This window comes from Candidatus Nanopelagicales bacterium (assembly GCA_028687755.1).
GTDB lineage: Bacteria > Actinomycetota > Actinomycetes > S36-B12 > S36-B12 > UBA11398.
This window is the reverse complement of sequence record JAQTZL010000001.1, coordinates 235355-248700: the sequence shown is the minus strand read 5'-3', so window position 1 is coordinate 248700 and position 13346 is coordinate 235355. Positions and strand designations below refer to the sequence as shown.

Below are 13346 nucleotides of genomic sequence, written 5' to 3'. Positions count from 1 at the left end.
GAACAACGTGCGTGCACGCATTGCAATCTTGGGCTTGAGCGCTGCAGCCCTCACCGTCGCGGCGGTCCCGGCTTTCGCCGCTACCACTGGCGTGAGTATTTATACCTTCCCATCAGAAGGACTTGCTGCAGCATCAAATGCGGCTCTGCCAGGTTCGGTGAAAAATGACTCAGGAATTCAGTTAGGTGGATTCGGCTCAGATCTGTTTCGCAGTCCAGGCAGCAAAGGCGAGTACTGGGTGGTCACCGACCGCGGGCCAAACAACGACACGGTGATGGCTGACGGCAATGCAGGCCTTGGTTTTCCTGTTCCTGACTTCTCACCACTGATCATGAAGATCAAGGTTGCGGGTGGTTCAGCGACCATCGCTGAAAAGATTGCAATTCAGACGATCAAGGGTGTTGGCGTCACTGGCCTGCCAAACGTTCCTGGCTACGACCAGGTACCAACGACGCCAGCAGGCGCTCCAATCAACTACAACGTCAATGGTTTGGACACTGAAGGCGTAGTGCGTACCAAGAATGGTGACTTCTGGTTGGTGGATGAGTACGGCCCATCGCTGATTCAGACTGATGCTGACGGCGTCGTTAAAAACCGTTTCGTTCCAAAGGGCTGGAAGGGGACAGGCGCTGGCTACCCAGTTACCGATTCCTTGCCTGCAGTGTTGTTGACCCGCAAGGGCAATCGTGGATTCGAAGCACTGGCAATGTCACCAGATGAGAAGTACTTGTTCATCGGGCTTCAAAGCCCACTGCTGAACCCAGATAAGAAGACAGGCGATGCTTCCTTGCAGACCCGAATCTTGCGGATGGACCTCGCGACCAAGGTCATTGATGCTGAATGGGTCTATAAGTTTGAGGCTCCAGAGGCTGTTGACCCAACCACAACCAAGCCTGCTGATTTGAAACTTTCAGCAATGGTGGCATTGACCAACAACATCATGTTGGTGCAAGAGCGCACGGACAACTCCTTCATTGTTTCTCAGGTTGCCTTGAACCCAGCTCAATCAATCCTCGGCAGTACTTTTGACACGTCAAATGCCCCAACCTTGGAATCCCTCAAGCCAACAGATTCAGCGGTGACTTCGATGTTGCCATTCAAGAACGTGATCTTCCGCAGCACGTCGGTACCTGAAATGCCAAAGAAGGTCGAAGGCATGGCCGTTGAGAATGCAAACACCTTGGCGTTCGTCAACGACAACGACTTCGCCTTCATCTATGACACCAAGCTCAAGGCCATCGTGCCGACAGGTGCACCAACGCAGTTCCTCTACGTGACCTTGGCACAAAATCTGCCAACCACACCGGATGCTGAAGTCAAGGCACTTGCAAAGAGCGCTAACTCGGCGAAGGTGACAGCCGCTGCAAAGGCGAAGTCAAAGGTGTCAGCAAAAGCACCTGCAAAGGCCGCAATCAAGAAGTAGCTCAAATTTAAAGTGCAGGCGTCACTACAGATGTGAGGTAGTGGCGCCTGCACTTGTTATTGCGATGGTGTGTGTTATTTGAAAAGCAGATACCGTTGTCGCATGAACAAAAAGCTCTGGGCCATTTTCGCTCTCGCTGGAATTGCAACTGTTGTGGTCATGGCCTGGGCAACTTCTGTGTACTCACCGCAAACCGGGGCAGATTCATCAGAACGCAATTGGCTTTTTAGTCTGACTTCGGATTCAGGAACGCTGCAACCCAATGCGGATGGCTCATACGAGCTCACCCTCAATGGCACTGACGAAAGCATCATCGCCTTCACTGATCGCCCATATCGCGACTCAAGTGTGAGTTCACTTTCACGCGCCGTGCAGGTATGGCCACAGGTGTTTGCAGATGCTGCACCAAATGCCGTGTTGGTTGAACATAATTCCGATGGCGCCAGTGATTCATTTGTTGTTGAACTCACCAAGCCACAGTTGATCGATGCGTCGACATTGAAGTTCCATGCAGTAGTGCTTGCGCCCAATGTGATCTCTGTTGGTGCAAAAAATCTCGTGAATAAGGCCTACGCCACACCGCCTGCAACTTTTGATGCTGTGAGCTTGTTTATCGACGATGTGACAACCACCACCACGAACTTTCCGCCGATGGCTATCTGTATGTCCAAGAGCGGATCTGAGATCACACCGCCAGGTTCTGTTCTCGCAAGTTCGGAGAGCACGTCATTTGATAATGCTTGTACGAGTGCAGGCGGTTGGGTTGAGCGCACCGCAGGTATCCACAACACTTATCCATAACGCAGACGTGTGCTGGATCTACTCAGTTAAGAACAGCACGGGGCGATGGGTCTGTGTCTCAATGGCATAGCCTGCCCACATGAGTGACCTAAATGAGATCGGCGAACGCGATGGTTGGCGTTGCTGGCTCTGTGATGCCCCGGTAGATCCAGAAGCCTCCGTGAATTCCGATCGCGGCCCGTCCGTTGATGGGTTTGCGGCTGCCAAGGGAAAGAAAGGCGCGGTCATGGTTGAGCGCCTGGCTCACCGCGACTGCAACACCAAGAAGGGCAAGGTCGCCCCAGTCGTTGCGTGGTCACCAGATCTTCTGGTGGTCGATCCTTCGCCGATCGTTGCCACTGTTGATCGTCTTTCCCGTAAGGGTGGGCGAGAGGTTATTGCTCGTTGCCCAAGTGAATCGGACGCTCAAGAGGCCTCTGACTGGTTACTCGATCGGCTCTCCCGCTTTGTGCCAGGCATGGCCTTGTCGACGTCGATTGAACCTGGTGGCGGTCAGTACATGTTGGTGTTGCGGGCGGGGTAAGTACCCACCTTCTGTGTTTAGGGTCGAAAGATTGCTGTATTGCTGTATTGCTGAATTACTGCAATACGGCTAATCGTGGCACATGAGTTCAGCTGTTCCCTTCCACGGATTTGTAGCCGTTCAGGCACGAGGCTTAGTTGCCCTGCCTGCGGCACTGCGTAAGAAATATCGTCTCGATGAACCAGGTGCACAGGTAGAGATCACTGAGCGTGCCGATGGCATCTTGGAATTTCGACCAACTGTTGCGGTTCCTGCAGATGAAGCATGGTTCTGGCAAGAAGGCTGGCAGGCAGGCGAGCGCGAAGTTGATGAGCTCGTTGCTCGTGGTGAAGTACGCGCGTACTCCGATGTGGATAACTTTGTGCAAGCACTTGAGAACTTAGATTCAATCGCTGAATGAAGTTCGAGGCCACACCGCGATTTGATCGTGACTTCTTGGGATTACCCAGTGAGCACCGCCGTGCATTCATGTCTGTCGTTCAGCAGTTCCATGATGGATGTGTAGCGTTTGAAGCATCAAGGCAATCAAGTGTTTGGCCTTCCGCATTGCACGTACGTCGCATGGTCAGTGCGCCGAGGGTGTGGGAAATGACGTGGTCGTTTGCGTCACCTGACAGTCGAGCAACCTTTGAGTTCAATGAACGTGACGGTGAATTACTCGTGCGGTGGCGCAGGATAGGCAACCATGCGATTTACCAGAATCCGTGAGTTTGCCTCATATGATCCTCGCAACATACAGATGGCACGATGCACCCGCATTGTTGGCCGGCACCCCGAACTGCGGTCACTGATCACCGACCTACGCGCCCGGCCGCAGCACCGCCACGACCAAGACGACGCCGAACCGGCGGCCCAGTCCTCATCGTCGGCCGTGCGGGCGCTGTCCACGCAACTGAAGCAGATGCGGTCCCAGCATCAGTCCGAGGTCCAGCAACTGCGCCATGCCTTGGCCACCGCGCAGGCGGAGAACCTAGAGTTGCGCCGCCGCCTGGGCTCCGGTTGAGGACGACCGCGAGCGGTTCGCTACACCCGTGCCTCGCGCCGCTCCAGCCCAACGGCCTATCATCGTCGCATGGCGATGACAGCGATGGTGGCGAGTAGTCCAGCGGGGGGTCGCGACGGTTCGGGGACTGGGGTGGACGCGGCCGCGATCGCGGCGGCGGCGAGTCTGTTCCGGAGTCTGGGTGACCCGTCGCGGTTGTCGATCCTGACGCATCTGATGCTGGGTGAGCACAGGGTCGTGGAGTTGACCGAGCACCTTGGGCTTGCGCAGTCGACGGTGTCGGCGCATCTGCGGTGCCTGCTGGACTGCGGGATGGTTCAGGTCCGGGCGCAGGGCCGGGCGTCGGTGTACTCCCTGGCCGCCGAGCCCGCGCTGGTCGGGCTGCTGGAGGCGGCGGAGGTCCTGCTGGCGGACACCGGCGAGGCGGTCACGCTGTGTCCCACCTACGGCACGCGGGCGCGGTCATGACCGGGACAGCGGCCCCGGCTCGGCTGGCGTTGACCGCGTCGGACCGGCGCAGGCTGGGACGTCGGGCGCAGTGGCTGGCGGGGGCGTCGGTGGCCTACAACGCGGTCGAGGCGGTGGTGGCGATCGCGGCCGGGGCCGCGGCATCGTCGGTCGCGCTGGTCGGGTTCGGGCTGGACTCGGTAGTGGAGATGTCGTCCGGGCTGATCATTCTGTGGCAGTTCCGGCATCGGCTGCCCGAGACCCGGGAACGGGCGGCGCTGCGGGCCATCGCGATCTCGTTCTTCGCGCTGGCCGGCTACGTGGCCTTCGAGTCGGTCAAGACGCTGCTCACGCGGGAGGCGCCGGAGCATTCCACGGTCGGCATCGTGATCGCGGCGCTGTCGCTGGCGATCATGCCGACGCTGTCGTGGGCGCAGCGCCGCACCGGACGGGCACTGGGGTCGGTGACCGTGGTGGCGGACTCCAAGCAGACGCTGCTGTGCACATACCTCTCCGCCGTCCTGCTCGTCGGGCTGCTACTGAACTCGCTGCTGGGCTGGTGGTGGGCCGACCCGGTCGTGGGCCTGGTGGTCGCGGGCCTGGCGCTGCGGGAGGGCCGCGAGGCATGGCAGGGCAAGGCATGCGCCTGCGTCCCCGGACCGGTGGGCGAGGAACCGGCCGACGGCTGCGGCTGCAGCGACGCCTGCGAGGCCGGACCCGAAGAAGCCGCCACCTTCACGAAACCTCAACACTGACGCTGGGGCACCGCAACACCGGTAGATGAGAGATGGGCTTGATGATGAGTGATGTAGCAGCAAAGCGAGCAGCGTCAATTGACGGTTTCTGGCGAACAGTTGCCGGCTTCGTCGCCGTCTGGGTGATTTGTGTTGTGGTGTGGGGTCTCACCGGTCAGGGCTACTTCTGGCCAATGTGGCCAGCGCTTGGCTTCGTTATCGGCACGATTTACGCAGGCATTCGCATTTTCAGTATGCCCAAGGAGTAAGTCTTCTTGGGTTACGAATATTGCAATTGGGCGATAACTCCGTAAAACGGCATTGGTTGTCCGCCGTTGCTGACTAACTCGCCATTAAAAATAACTTGGCCGGTTTGGGTCGGTGTGGGGATGTTCATAGAAAATTGCCCATTGATGAATATCACGTCTCCTCCACAATTCAAATTATTAGGCAGTGTGGCAACAGGCGCCTGCTGGATGAGACCAAATTGATAACACATCATGTCGCCATTGATGATGCTTTCTTGCACCATGGTTGTGTTCGTTTGCACGGTTTGACCAAGAGTGGTTGCCGTGAAATTGAACAGTGTTGTTGCTGGAAATCCACGGTTTGATTTGGCAGGTGCTCGATGCACATTCAATGACACATCGGCGATCTGTGCGGGAATGGCGTCTTGGGTTGTGAAGCGTGCCTGAATCGACTGCTTGCGTGAGTTGTAACTAGGTTTTTCCATCTGCACAAGCGCGTAACGAGGGTTAGTCGTGTGTGTGTTCCAGGTAAGCGTTGCCATTGCACCAAGATTTTGTGCATGGCCAAGAGGCTTCCAGTCAACGGGAAGTTGCGAAGCTGGTTGTACTCCGTGCGTGACTATGTCTTGGCCTTGCGCGTTTTTCACTTCACCCAGCCAGTGAACCGTCTTTGGAGAATTCAGCGTCAACGTCAACTTTTGGAAGCCAGCAGGCTTGGCACTCACACTTGCCGTTGATGCCTCAAGGTGGACAAGAGCAGGGCCTTGAGGCATGGCGCTCTTGACCTTTGCGACAGCAGCACTCGATGGGTGCGCCATGGCTGGGGTTGCAATGAGTGTGACTGGAATCAACAGCGAAAAACTGGCCGACGCTACAAGGTGCGAAAACTTCATTGCGTAACCCTAGTGAGCCGCATTAGGTCTATTTATTAGTCACCATTGTTTGGAAATACACATTCTCATTGAAGCTGTACCCACCCGTATTTGTTGAAGGCTTGTAAGTGTGCGCCAAGGCAATATATATAAATAAAAAATTGTTATATAGTGGCGAAATGAAAGGCCTTGAACAACAACGAATGCAGTTAGGGATGACGCAATCCCATGTCGCATTCTTATTAGGCACCCGTCAAGCCAACATCAGTGCTTATGAGGCCGGAAGTTTGTCCGCTGGCCAGACGGTTACTGACCGTATTGATCTCTTTTTGGAACTGAAGCCAGGAACAATGCATACCGGAACGTGGTTGGGAACCATGGCTTCGCACGCGGTGAATCTTCGAGCCTTGAAGAAAACTTCGAACGCGCAATTGGGTGATTTGGACCTCGACATTCTTCGCTACGTGGTTGGTATGAACGATGCGTTCGCAAAAACTTCATTAATTTCTGACCAAATGTTGTTCCTGACGCAACCAGCCTCCACAGGAGATAGACGCATCGATGCGTTACTTGCTGGGATGGCGGTGCATTGGAGTCGAGCCGCTGGATTAGATCGTGCACCATCGTGGACGCGTGAACCCCAGTACTTCCTTCGGGAACTGTGGTGGGTGGGAATTTCAGAATCGTTACCCGGACTTCGCTGCCGGGCGCTCTGCGAGGGGATTCCTAGCTTGCGTAGCCGTGGCATCCTTGTGGATCGATCCAATCTTGCGTCGGTGTGATGTGTTCACGACAAAAGATCAAATCATGGAAATACTCACCGAACTTGGTGAGCGACTCGATGCGCGTGGTTTGGAAGTAGAGATTTACCTGGTTGGCGGAGCGGCGATGTTGTTGGGATATGACCGTTCAACTGTGACGCGCGATATCGATGCACGGATTACGCCGGTGGGAGTCATTGATCAAATTGCTGCCGAGATGGCACACGAGCGCGGTGACCTTGCTCCAAATTGGCTCAACGATCAAGTAGCGCCGTTACTTCCAAGAATTGCGGACTCACGCAGTTGGGAAATGTTTGCAGCACCTGGAATTTTGGTTCAAGTCGCATCTCCCGAACACTTACTTGCGATGAAAGTGAGAGCGGGTCGTGGAATCCGTGATCTTCAAGATGTAGGAGTTCTTTGCGAAATCCTGAACTTTACGCAACTTGTGCAGGTTTGGGACATCTGTGATCAAGTGTGGGGTCCAGACATGATCCGCGATGAAGTCGTTTCTGATGTAGAGGAATACCTCAAGAATCGCGGTCTGATCTAACGAATTTCCCGCAATCCTTGATCTTTAGGCTGGCGCCCATCGCCGCTTGATACACCTTTGAGTCGTCTACCCACCCAAGGCAACATGTGGTTCTTCACCCATAAGGCATCAGCCTTGAGGGCCTGAGTTTTGCTTATCTTCGGTTGTGTGGGAAGTGGTTGAATCCACCACTGTGCGATTTCTGGGTCTTTCTGTTTATTCGTAAGGACACTGAATGCTGCAGCAGCAACTCTGGCATGACCATCGGCATTGAGATGGAGGCGATCTTCAAACCACAACCGTCGATCGGTGAGCACGTCGATAGGTTCGAGATCAACCACGATGCAGTCATGTTCTTTTGCCGTAGCTCTGACATTGGCATTGAACCTGGCAAATCGATCAGCAAGGAGTTGGGCGACTTTGCCGGTGCCACCTGCGCGACCAATCGCGGTGAAGAGAACAACGGTTGTAGCCGGGTTTTCACAGAGCCGTCGAACGGCGTTGCTGTACCTCGTGAACAAATCCTCAAGGTCAGTGCCTCTGCGCAACACATCGTTAGGGCCAGCATGGAAGGTGATGATCGTCGGGTTAAGCACTAACGCTGCGTCGATCTGTTCATCCACCACTTGATCTAAGAGTTTTCCTCTGATCGCCAAGTTGGCATATTGGACTTGCGTTTCTTCCTGCATTGCTAATTGCTGAGCCAGGCGATCTGCCCAACCGAGGTAGTTGTCATCTTCACGCAACTCATCGCACATACCTTCGGTAAAGGAATCACCCACGCACACCAAACGCATGTTTTTCACGGGACCATTATTCACTCGGACCCGTCGTGCTAATTGCGTCGGGACCAAAGCCCTATCGCAGACAGATGTTGCAGAGTCTTTAGACCTGCCAAGTGATGGATTCTTGCCATTGCAACCAAGCTCTTACATCACGTTGACCTATGCGTGATGACTTCTTGATGCTGGCCCGTAAATCTGGAGATATCAAGAAAGGAGCACGATCATGAATACTGGATTCATCATCAATCGCAAAGGCTCTCATCGCATTATTACAACAGCACTAGTAACCGCTCTGGCGGCACCAATGTCGCTAGCAATCGCTGGAGGTGCCAGCGCTGCAACAGTGTCGGATAGCACCGCAACCATCCTGACGCACATGGTGGCTGAAGAAAAATTAGCCCACGATGTGTACACCGTTCTTGGCGAGACATTCGACGTGAATACCTTCGAGAATATTGCTGCAAGTGAAGCCCGTCACCAAGCAAGTATTCAGAAGTTACTTGCTGCGTACGGTGTTACTGATCCCACGGTTGGTGATGCAGTGGGCAAATTTGATGATCCTGAATTGCAGGCGCTTTACAACCAATTGATTGCATCGGGTTCCACATCAATCCAAGCTGCAGCGCAAGCTGGTATTTCCATTGAGAAACTGGATATCAGTGATTTACAGAAGGCCATCGCAACAAATCCGGCAGCGGACATCACGCGGGTGCTCAATAACTTGCTACGCGGTTCGCAAAACCATCTCAAGGCATTCACTGCACTCCAGGCTGACCCAACTGCGACCACCAGCGGTCAGGAAGCTGGTCATAGCAAGGGTCAAAGTCAAGGCAAAGGCAAAGGCAATGGCATGGGTGCGGGTAAAGGCGCCAGTAAAGGTGCCGGCGTTGGTAATGGAAGTGGACAGGGCCGCCGTTAGCGGCCCTCGTTCCACACTGGGTCACTAAACTTCACCTAATGTTTGTGTACATCTGGGCGCAGATAACCATGTCAATGTCTCAATGAGATGCAGGGGTTTGGCCTCACACATGTGAACACGTCTGATTATGTGTTGATTTAGTGACAGGATGCGACTATGTCGCAATCTGAAGAGTCAACCACTGGCCTCAATCGTCGTCGTCTCCTGCAGGCCATGGGTGTTACCGGCGCAGCCGCTGCGTTGGTAGGTGCGGGAGGGCAAACGGCATCGGCTGCAAATCTTGGGCCGTTTACTCCTCGGGGTCGGCTCACTCGCCGCCCGAACTTTTTAGTGGTCATGGTTGATGAGCAGCGGATGGCTCCGACCTACGAAACTCAAGAACTCGCGCTATGGCGTCGGCGCAATTTGTCAGCCCAGAATTTTTTGCGCGAGCATGCGATGGAATTCAATAACCACCACGTGATGGCTGCAGCGTGCGCACCAAGTCGTGCATCAATCTTCACGGGTCAGTACCCCTCACTCCACGGTGTTTCACAGACATCGGGAGCAGCCAAGAGTGCAATTGAGACTGATCTGTATTGGTTGGACCCCACAACTGTTCCAACAATGGGCGACTGGTTCCGCGCTGGCGGGTATGACACGTATTACAAGGGCAAGTGGCATATTTCCGATGCGGATCTCTATGAACCAGGCAGTTACAACACACTCAATACATTCGATAACAACAGCGTTCCGGTGCCGGCGGCCGAGAAAATTTATTTGGAAGCTAATCAACTAGACGAATTTGGTTTCGATGGTTGGGTCGGGCCTGAACCACACGGCAAGAATCCGCTGAATTCAGGATCATCGGCACCAGGTGGCCGTGGCCGCGACGAGCAATTTGCAACGCAGGGTGTGAATGAGCTGCGGCGTCTGCGTCACGCAAAGAACCCATGGTTGTTGGTCACTTCATTCGTCAACCCACATGACATCACACTGTGGGGCGACCTGACTTTGGCGCAGCAAAACTTTTATCTGGCACAGCAACTGGTCGGTTCGAATGTTCCGATGAATTTGTTCACGGATGGATTCACTGCATCAGCTGCTGAAACCTTGTCCAATAAGCCATCGACTCAAGCCAGCTACCGAGATACGTACCAGTTGGCGTTGCAGCCCACACAGGCTGGTTCGGGGCATCAGCGTTTTTACTACCAGCTGCAAAAGGAAGTCGATGACCAGATCGGTCGCGTCATTCGCGCTTTGACCCAGGATCGCAATGCGTATCGCGACACTGTGGTGGTCTATCTATCTGACCACGGTGAACTTCTGGGTGCACACGGCGGCATGTTCCAAAAGTGGCACAACGCCTATGACGAAGTGTTAAAGGTGCCATTGATGTTCCACAATCCGAAGTTGTTCCCCAAGGCGGTTGCGTCCTCCGATCTGACCTCGCATGCAGATCTATTGCCAACAATGTTGGGGCTTGCGGGCATTGATCAAAAGAAGGCGCTACGTACGTTGGAGCAAACGCATACCCAAGCCACGGCGTTACCTGGTCGCGATCTCTCGGGATTCCTGCTCGGCGAAGACAAGATGATCACGCCAGCCCCTGTGTTCTTCATGACCGATGATGCACCGTTCACGGGAGCAAAGCAGGTGTCATGGAAGGGTGCGATGTATCCATCCGTCGCCGCGCCAAGCAGCTTGGAAACTGTCGTTGCCATGATGCCTACAGGTGTCGGCGGAACAATGGAGCAATGGAAGTACACCCGCTACTGGGATAACCCGCAGTTTTGGACTACACCAAATCAGCAGAACGTAGAAACCATCATTGCTGGAAACCTTTCAGCACCCGGAACTAAGAGTGCCACCACGACGGTCACATCATTGAATCCAACTGCCGGACAGATCGCACCGCCTGCCGATCAGTTTGAGTGTTACAACATCACTGCTGATCCAACCGAGTTGCGCAACCTCGCCGATGACCGCGCTTCGGCGGGCACGGTTGCAGCGCTCAAAGTACTTCTGGATCAACAAAGAGCAGCTAAGCGCTTAGTTCCGGCACCAGATCCCGCCCTTGCGCGGCCAACTTCGCCTGATTTACTCAATATCGGGGCATAAGTTATTGGCGACAGGTTCCTGCTGTCTTGTGTACTGGTGACGTTGTTGAGTTACGCAGCAATACGCAGGTGGATGGCTAGATCATTAATGGTGTAGCCGTAATGCTCGGCAGTGATTGTCGCCAATGTGGTGTCGCGGAAGTTGATGATGTCTTCAATGTTGAGTTTGAGGATAGATGAGCGGCAATCGCTGTTTTCGCTCATTACTTTTTCCCAACAGCGAAGATGGGCAACCACAGCTTCTTGCGGTGAGCGCACAGTGCGCGAATCTGCGAGCAACTGCAGGGTGTAATTCTGCTGTATCCAGGCGAAGTTTGCTTCTTGATTGTTCATGGATTCATCCCCCGTGTGATTGGCCAGATGTGTCTTCATGATTGAACTGTGACATGTGCGGATGTCGGCGAGGTTCCTGCAATGTGAACGAGAGATTAAGGTCTAAAGTTGCCGCCATTGTGCAGCCCGCTGGGCTCGTCCTGACGGGGGATACATGAAGCGACTTGTCACAGCTTGTATGGCGATTGTGGCCATGATTGCCAGTGCCGGCGTAGTTCTCGTTGACTCAGCAAGCGCTGCAACTCCTGTGCCATCTTTGGGTCAATCAACAATCATTCGGTTAGTCGTGCGTAACTGCGAAGGCTGCACGATTGGGATTCAGCGCGGCCTGCTTAATGAACCCGCGACCATGGTTGAGCCAGCTCAACCCGAATACTGGAATGGACCATTGGCAAAGGTGCGCAATGGTGTCGCAATCCTTTCTATTCCTACCGCGTTTACTCCAGGTTCATCATTCGCGGTATCGGCACCTTGGGAGTCAAATACCCAAGCAGTGACCAACATTGTTCTTGGGGGAGTTGGAACACCTGGTCGAACTTTGACTTCCCATCAGGCGCAATCGCGCAAGCAGGCCAGTGCCTGTTGGGCAGGTACAACAGCTTCATCAACCACGATTAACGTTTCTGTGGCCCGTGGCACCATGCCGGGTCGAGGTAAGAAGCAGGCAGTCTTGGCCATTGCTTGGGCGTCGCCATCTGTTGCTGTCATTGGGCGCTTGTCCCCAACAGTGCAAGGCATGCTTAGCAATCAAGACATGTATTTTTGCTAGCTACTGAAAAGCTTCAGATGTTGTTGAGACTGCGCGCGCATTTCCTTCAACAGTGCCGCGAGTGCTGCCTTTTTAGATTTGGAACCTTCACGAATAATTTCTTTGTGCATGGTTTGTCAGGAGTTATGTGTGTGAGTCAGTAACGAAGTCAATCAGCTCTTCAACCCGGCCAAGTAGGCTTGTTTCAAGGTCAGTGAAGGTGTTGACCTTGCTCAGGATCGTTCTCCACGTTGCTGACGTGTCTGCATCCCATTGGAAGTGTGCACACACCCCTTCCTTCCATCCGATGGATTTGGGAATCGTTGGCCATTGATCAATATTGAGTGTCTGTGGGCGTACTGCTTGCCACACGTCGACATACGGATGCCCGAGAATGAGCACGTGCTGCGGGAAGGCGCGATTGACCTCGTCTGCAATTCGCTGCTCTTTACTGTGAGGAACTAAGTGATCGAGCAGGATCCCGATTTTGTGTTGTGCATCAGGTTGAAAATTTTGCACTGCCGCGAGTAATGCATCAGCGCCACCAAGTTCTTCAACGATAACACCCTCAACGCGAAGGTCAGCGCCCCAGATTTTTTCCACGAGTTCGGCGTCTTGTTTGCCTTCAACCCAAATGCGCGAGCCGCGAGCAACTCTGGCGCGTTCATCAGTGACTGCAAGTGAGCCCGAAGCTGTGCGCTTTCGAGTTGTAGACGAAGGTGAGGTTGATCTGGTTAAGGCAATGAGTTCACCTTCAAGGAACAGGGGATCGGTGAAGAGAAACATCTTGGTTCGACCTTTGCGATCTTCCAAGGCAACCGCCCAACCTTGCGGACCTTTATTAATCCCGGTGATGGCACCGACCCAACCCGTATGCGGGCATTCAAGAACCATGCCAAGCTCGGCTGCGACTTGTGGTGGTGTTGGCCGAGCAGGGGAACGCCCAGCTAAGGGGCCACCCAGCACATCTGACCCATATCGATCGCTCACTGTGTGAGCCTAGGCAGGAGTTGATCAAAATTGTGGTTGTGTTGCGTGATTTGAGCGTTGCGCCAATTGGAAGTTCCGGCAATTTGGCAAGAATTCCACGATGCATGTCCTCATTCTTTGAGCAAAGT

Annotated in this window: 18 protein-coding genes; 14 read left to right on the top strand and 4 right to left on the bottom strand. The window is 54.2% G+C overall.

The window, feature by feature from the left end; all coding sequences use genetic code 11:
- The first annotated feature begins 7 nt into the window (after window positions 1-7).
- The 9 genes from PHN51_01355 to PHN51_01315 all read left to right on the top strand — a co-directional run bounded on the left by PHN51_01355 (window position 8) and on the right by PHN51_01315 (window position 5200).
- Window positions 8-1423, top strand: a complete 1416-nt coding sequence (locus tag PHN51_01355; GenBank protein MDD2817425.1) for an esterase-like activity of phytase family protein — start codon at window positions 8-10, stop codon at window positions 1421-1423.
- A gap of 102 nt (window positions 1424-1525) precedes the next feature.
- The gene (locus tag PHN51_01350; protein ID MDD2817424.1) at window positions 1526-2224 is read left to right on the top strand and encodes a hypothetical protein; all 699 of its coding nucleotides are present in this window, start codon (window positions 1526-1528) and stop codon (window positions 2222-2224) included.
- A 79-nt stretch (window positions 2225-2303) separates the two neighbouring features.
- Entirely contained in the window at window positions 2304-2747 is a 444-nt protein-coding gene (locus tag PHN51_01345) for a hypothetical protein (GenBank protein ID MDD2817423.1), read from the top strand.
- Window positions 2748-2829: 82 nt separating this feature from the next.
- Window positions 2830-3147, top strand: a complete 318-nt coding sequence (locus PHN51_01340; GenBank protein MDD2817422.1) for a hypothetical protein — start codon at window positions 2830-2832, stop codon at window positions 3145-3147.
- A complete protein-coding gene (locus PHN51_01335; protein MDD2817421.1) occupies window positions 3144-3455 on the top strand; it encodes a hypothetical protein in 312 nt (103 codons plus the stop codon). Before PHN51_01340 ends, PHN51_01335 begins: the two co-directional genes overlap by 4 nt.
- A 31-nt stretch (window positions 3456-3486) precedes the next feature.
- Window positions 3487-3750: a hypothetical protein gene (locus PHN51_01330; protein ID MDD2817420.1), complete on the top strand. Its 264-nt coding sequence runs from the start codon at window positions 3487-3489 to the stop codon at window positions 3748-3750.
- Window positions 3751-3882: 132 nt separating this feature from the next.
- Window positions 3883-4218, top strand: coding sequence for a metalloregulator ArsR/SmtB family transcription factor (locus PHN51_01325; GenBank protein ID MDD2817419.1), 336 nt, complete (start codon window positions 3883-3885; stop codon window positions 4216-4218).
- An 89-nt stretch (window positions 4219-4307) separates the two neighbouring features.
- Window positions 4308-4952, top strand: a complete 645-nt coding sequence (locus PHN51_01320; protein ID MDD2817418.1) for a cation transporter — start codon at window positions 4308-4310, stop codon at window positions 4950-4952.
- 41 nt (window positions 4953-4993) lie between these two features.
- A complete protein-coding gene (locus PHN51_01315) occupies window positions 4994-5200 on the top strand; it encodes a 2TM domain-containing protein (protein MDD2817417.1) in 207 nt (68 codons plus the stop codon).
- An 11-nt stretch (window positions 5201-5211) separates the two neighbouring features.
- Here PHN51_01315 and PHN51_01310 read toward each other — a convergent pair whose 3' ends face one another.
- Window positions 5212-6072: a hypothetical protein gene (locus tag PHN51_01310; protein MDD2817416.1), complete on the bottom strand. Its 861-nt coding sequence runs from the start codon at window positions 6070-6072 to the stop codon at window positions 5212-5214.
- Between the two features lie 158 nt (window positions 6073-6230).
- On the opposite strand from PHN51_01310, the gene PHN51_01305 reads away from it, so the two are divergent.
- Together PHN51_01305 and PHN51_01300 are read left to right on the top strand one after the other, a co-directional pair.
- A complete protein-coding gene (locus tag PHN51_01305) occupies window positions 6231-6833 on the top strand; it encodes a helix-turn-helix transcriptional regulator (GenBank protein MDD2817415.1) in 603 nt (200 codons plus the stop codon).
- Entirely contained in the window at window positions 6793-7365 is a 573-nt protein-coding gene (locus PHN51_01300; GenBank protein ID MDD2817414.1) for a hypothetical protein, read from the top strand. Before PHN51_01305 ends, PHN51_01300 begins: the two co-directional genes overlap by 41 nt.
- Here the strand turns inward: PHN51_01300 and PHN51_01295 are convergent.
- A complete protein-coding gene (locus tag PHN51_01295; GenBank protein ID MDD2817413.1) occupies window positions 7362-8141 on the bottom strand; it encodes an SGNH/GDSL hydrolase family protein in 780 nt (259 codons plus the stop codon). The two genes, PHN51_01300 and PHN51_01295, sit on opposite strands and share 4 nt — an antisense overlap.
- A 211-nt stretch (window positions 8142-8352) precedes the next feature.
- Here PHN51_01295 and PHN51_01290 point away from each other — a divergent pair, with 211 nt between their 5' ends.
- Together PHN51_01290 and PHN51_01285 are read left to right on the top strand one after the other, a co-directional pair.
- Window positions 8353-9048, top strand: a complete 696-nt coding sequence (locus tag PHN51_01290) for a DUF2202 domain-containing protein (protein ID MDD2817412.1) — start codon at window positions 8353-8355, stop codon at window positions 9046-9048.
- A gap of 156 nt (window positions 9049-9204) precedes the next feature.
- Window positions 9205-11148, top strand: a complete 1944-nt coding sequence (locus PHN51_01285) for a sulfatase-like hydrolase/transferase (protein MDD2817411.1) — start codon at window positions 9205-9207, stop codon at window positions 11146-11148.
- A gap of 50 nt (window positions 11149-11198) precedes the next feature.
- Here the strand turns inward: PHN51_01285 and PHN51_01280 are convergent, their stop codons facing one another.
- Window positions 11199-11519, bottom strand: a complete 321-nt coding sequence (locus tag PHN51_01280; GenBank protein ID MDD2817410.1) for a hypothetical protein — start codon at window positions 11517-11519, stop codon at window positions 11199-11201.
- Window positions 11520-11634: 115 nt separating this feature from the next.
- On the opposite strand from PHN51_01280, the gene PHN51_01275 reads away from it, so the two are divergent.
- The gene (locus PHN51_01275) at window positions 11635-12249 is read left to right on the top strand and encodes a hypothetical protein (GenBank protein MDD2817409.1); all 615 of its coding nucleotides are present in this window, start codon (window positions 11635-11637) and stop codon (window positions 12247-12249) included.
- Between the two features lie 123 nt (window positions 12250-12372).
- Here PHN51_01275 and PHN51_01270 read toward each other — a convergent pair whose 3' ends face one another.
- A complete protein-coding gene (locus PHN51_01270) occupies window positions 12373-13218 on the bottom strand; it encodes a DUF3097 family protein (protein MDD2817408.1) in 846 nt (281 codons plus the stop codon).
- Between the last annotated feature and the right edge of the window lie 128 nt (window positions 13219-13346).

Bases quoted from the DNA above. Each gene is read 5' to 3' on its own strand.
- PHN51_01350 (MDD2817424.1), top strand. From the start codon at position 1,526: ATGAACAAAAAGCTCTGGGCCATTTTCGCTCTCGCTGGAATTGCAACT.
- PHN51_01345 (MDD2817423.1), top strand. From the start codon at position 2,304: ATGAGTGACCTAAATGAGATCGGCGAACGCGATGGTTGGCGTTGCTGG.
- PHN51_01285 (MDD2817411.1), top strand. From the start codon at position 9,205: ATGTCGCAATCTGAAGAGTCAACCACTGGCCTCAATCGTCGTCGTCTC.
- PHN51_01280 (MDD2817410.1), bottom strand. From the start codon at position 11,519: ATGAAGACACATCTGGCCAATCACACGGGGGATGAATCCATGAACAAT.
- PHN51_01310 (MDD2817416.1), bottom strand. From the start codon at position 6,072: ATGAAGTTTTCGCACCTTGTAGCGTCGGCCAGTTTTTCGCTGTTGATT.
- PHN51_01295 (MDD2817413.1), bottom strand. From the start codon at position 8,141: ATGCGTTTGGTGTGCGTGGGTGATTCCTTTACCGAAGGTATGTGCGAT.
- PHN51_01330 (MDD2817420.1), top strand. From the start codon at position 3,487: ATGGCACGATGCACCCGCATTGTTGGCCGGCACCCCGAACTGCGGTCA.
- PHN51_01315 (MDD2817417.1), top strand. From the start codon at position 4,994: ATGATGAGTGATGTAGCAGCAAAGCGAGCAGCGTCAATTGACGGTTTC.
- PHN51_01305 (MDD2817415.1), top strand. From the start codon at position 6,231: ATGAAAGGCCTTGAACAACAACGAATGCAGTTAGGGATGACGCAATCC.
- PHN51_01275 (MDD2817409.1), top strand. From the start codon at position 11,635: ATGAAGCGACTTGTCACAGCTTGTATGGCGATTGTGGCCATGATTGCC.
- PHN51_01335 (MDD2817421.1), top strand. From the start codon at position 3,144: ATGAAGTTCGAGGCCACACCGCGATTTGATCGTGACTTCTTGGGATTA.
- PHN51_01340 (MDD2817422.1), top strand. From the start codon at position 2,830: ATGAGTTCAGCTGTTCCCTTCCACGGATTTGTAGCCGTTCAGGCACGA.
- PHN51_01290 (MDD2817412.1), top strand. From the start codon at position 8,353: ATGAATACTGGATTCATCATCAATCGCAAAGGCTCTCATCGCATTATT.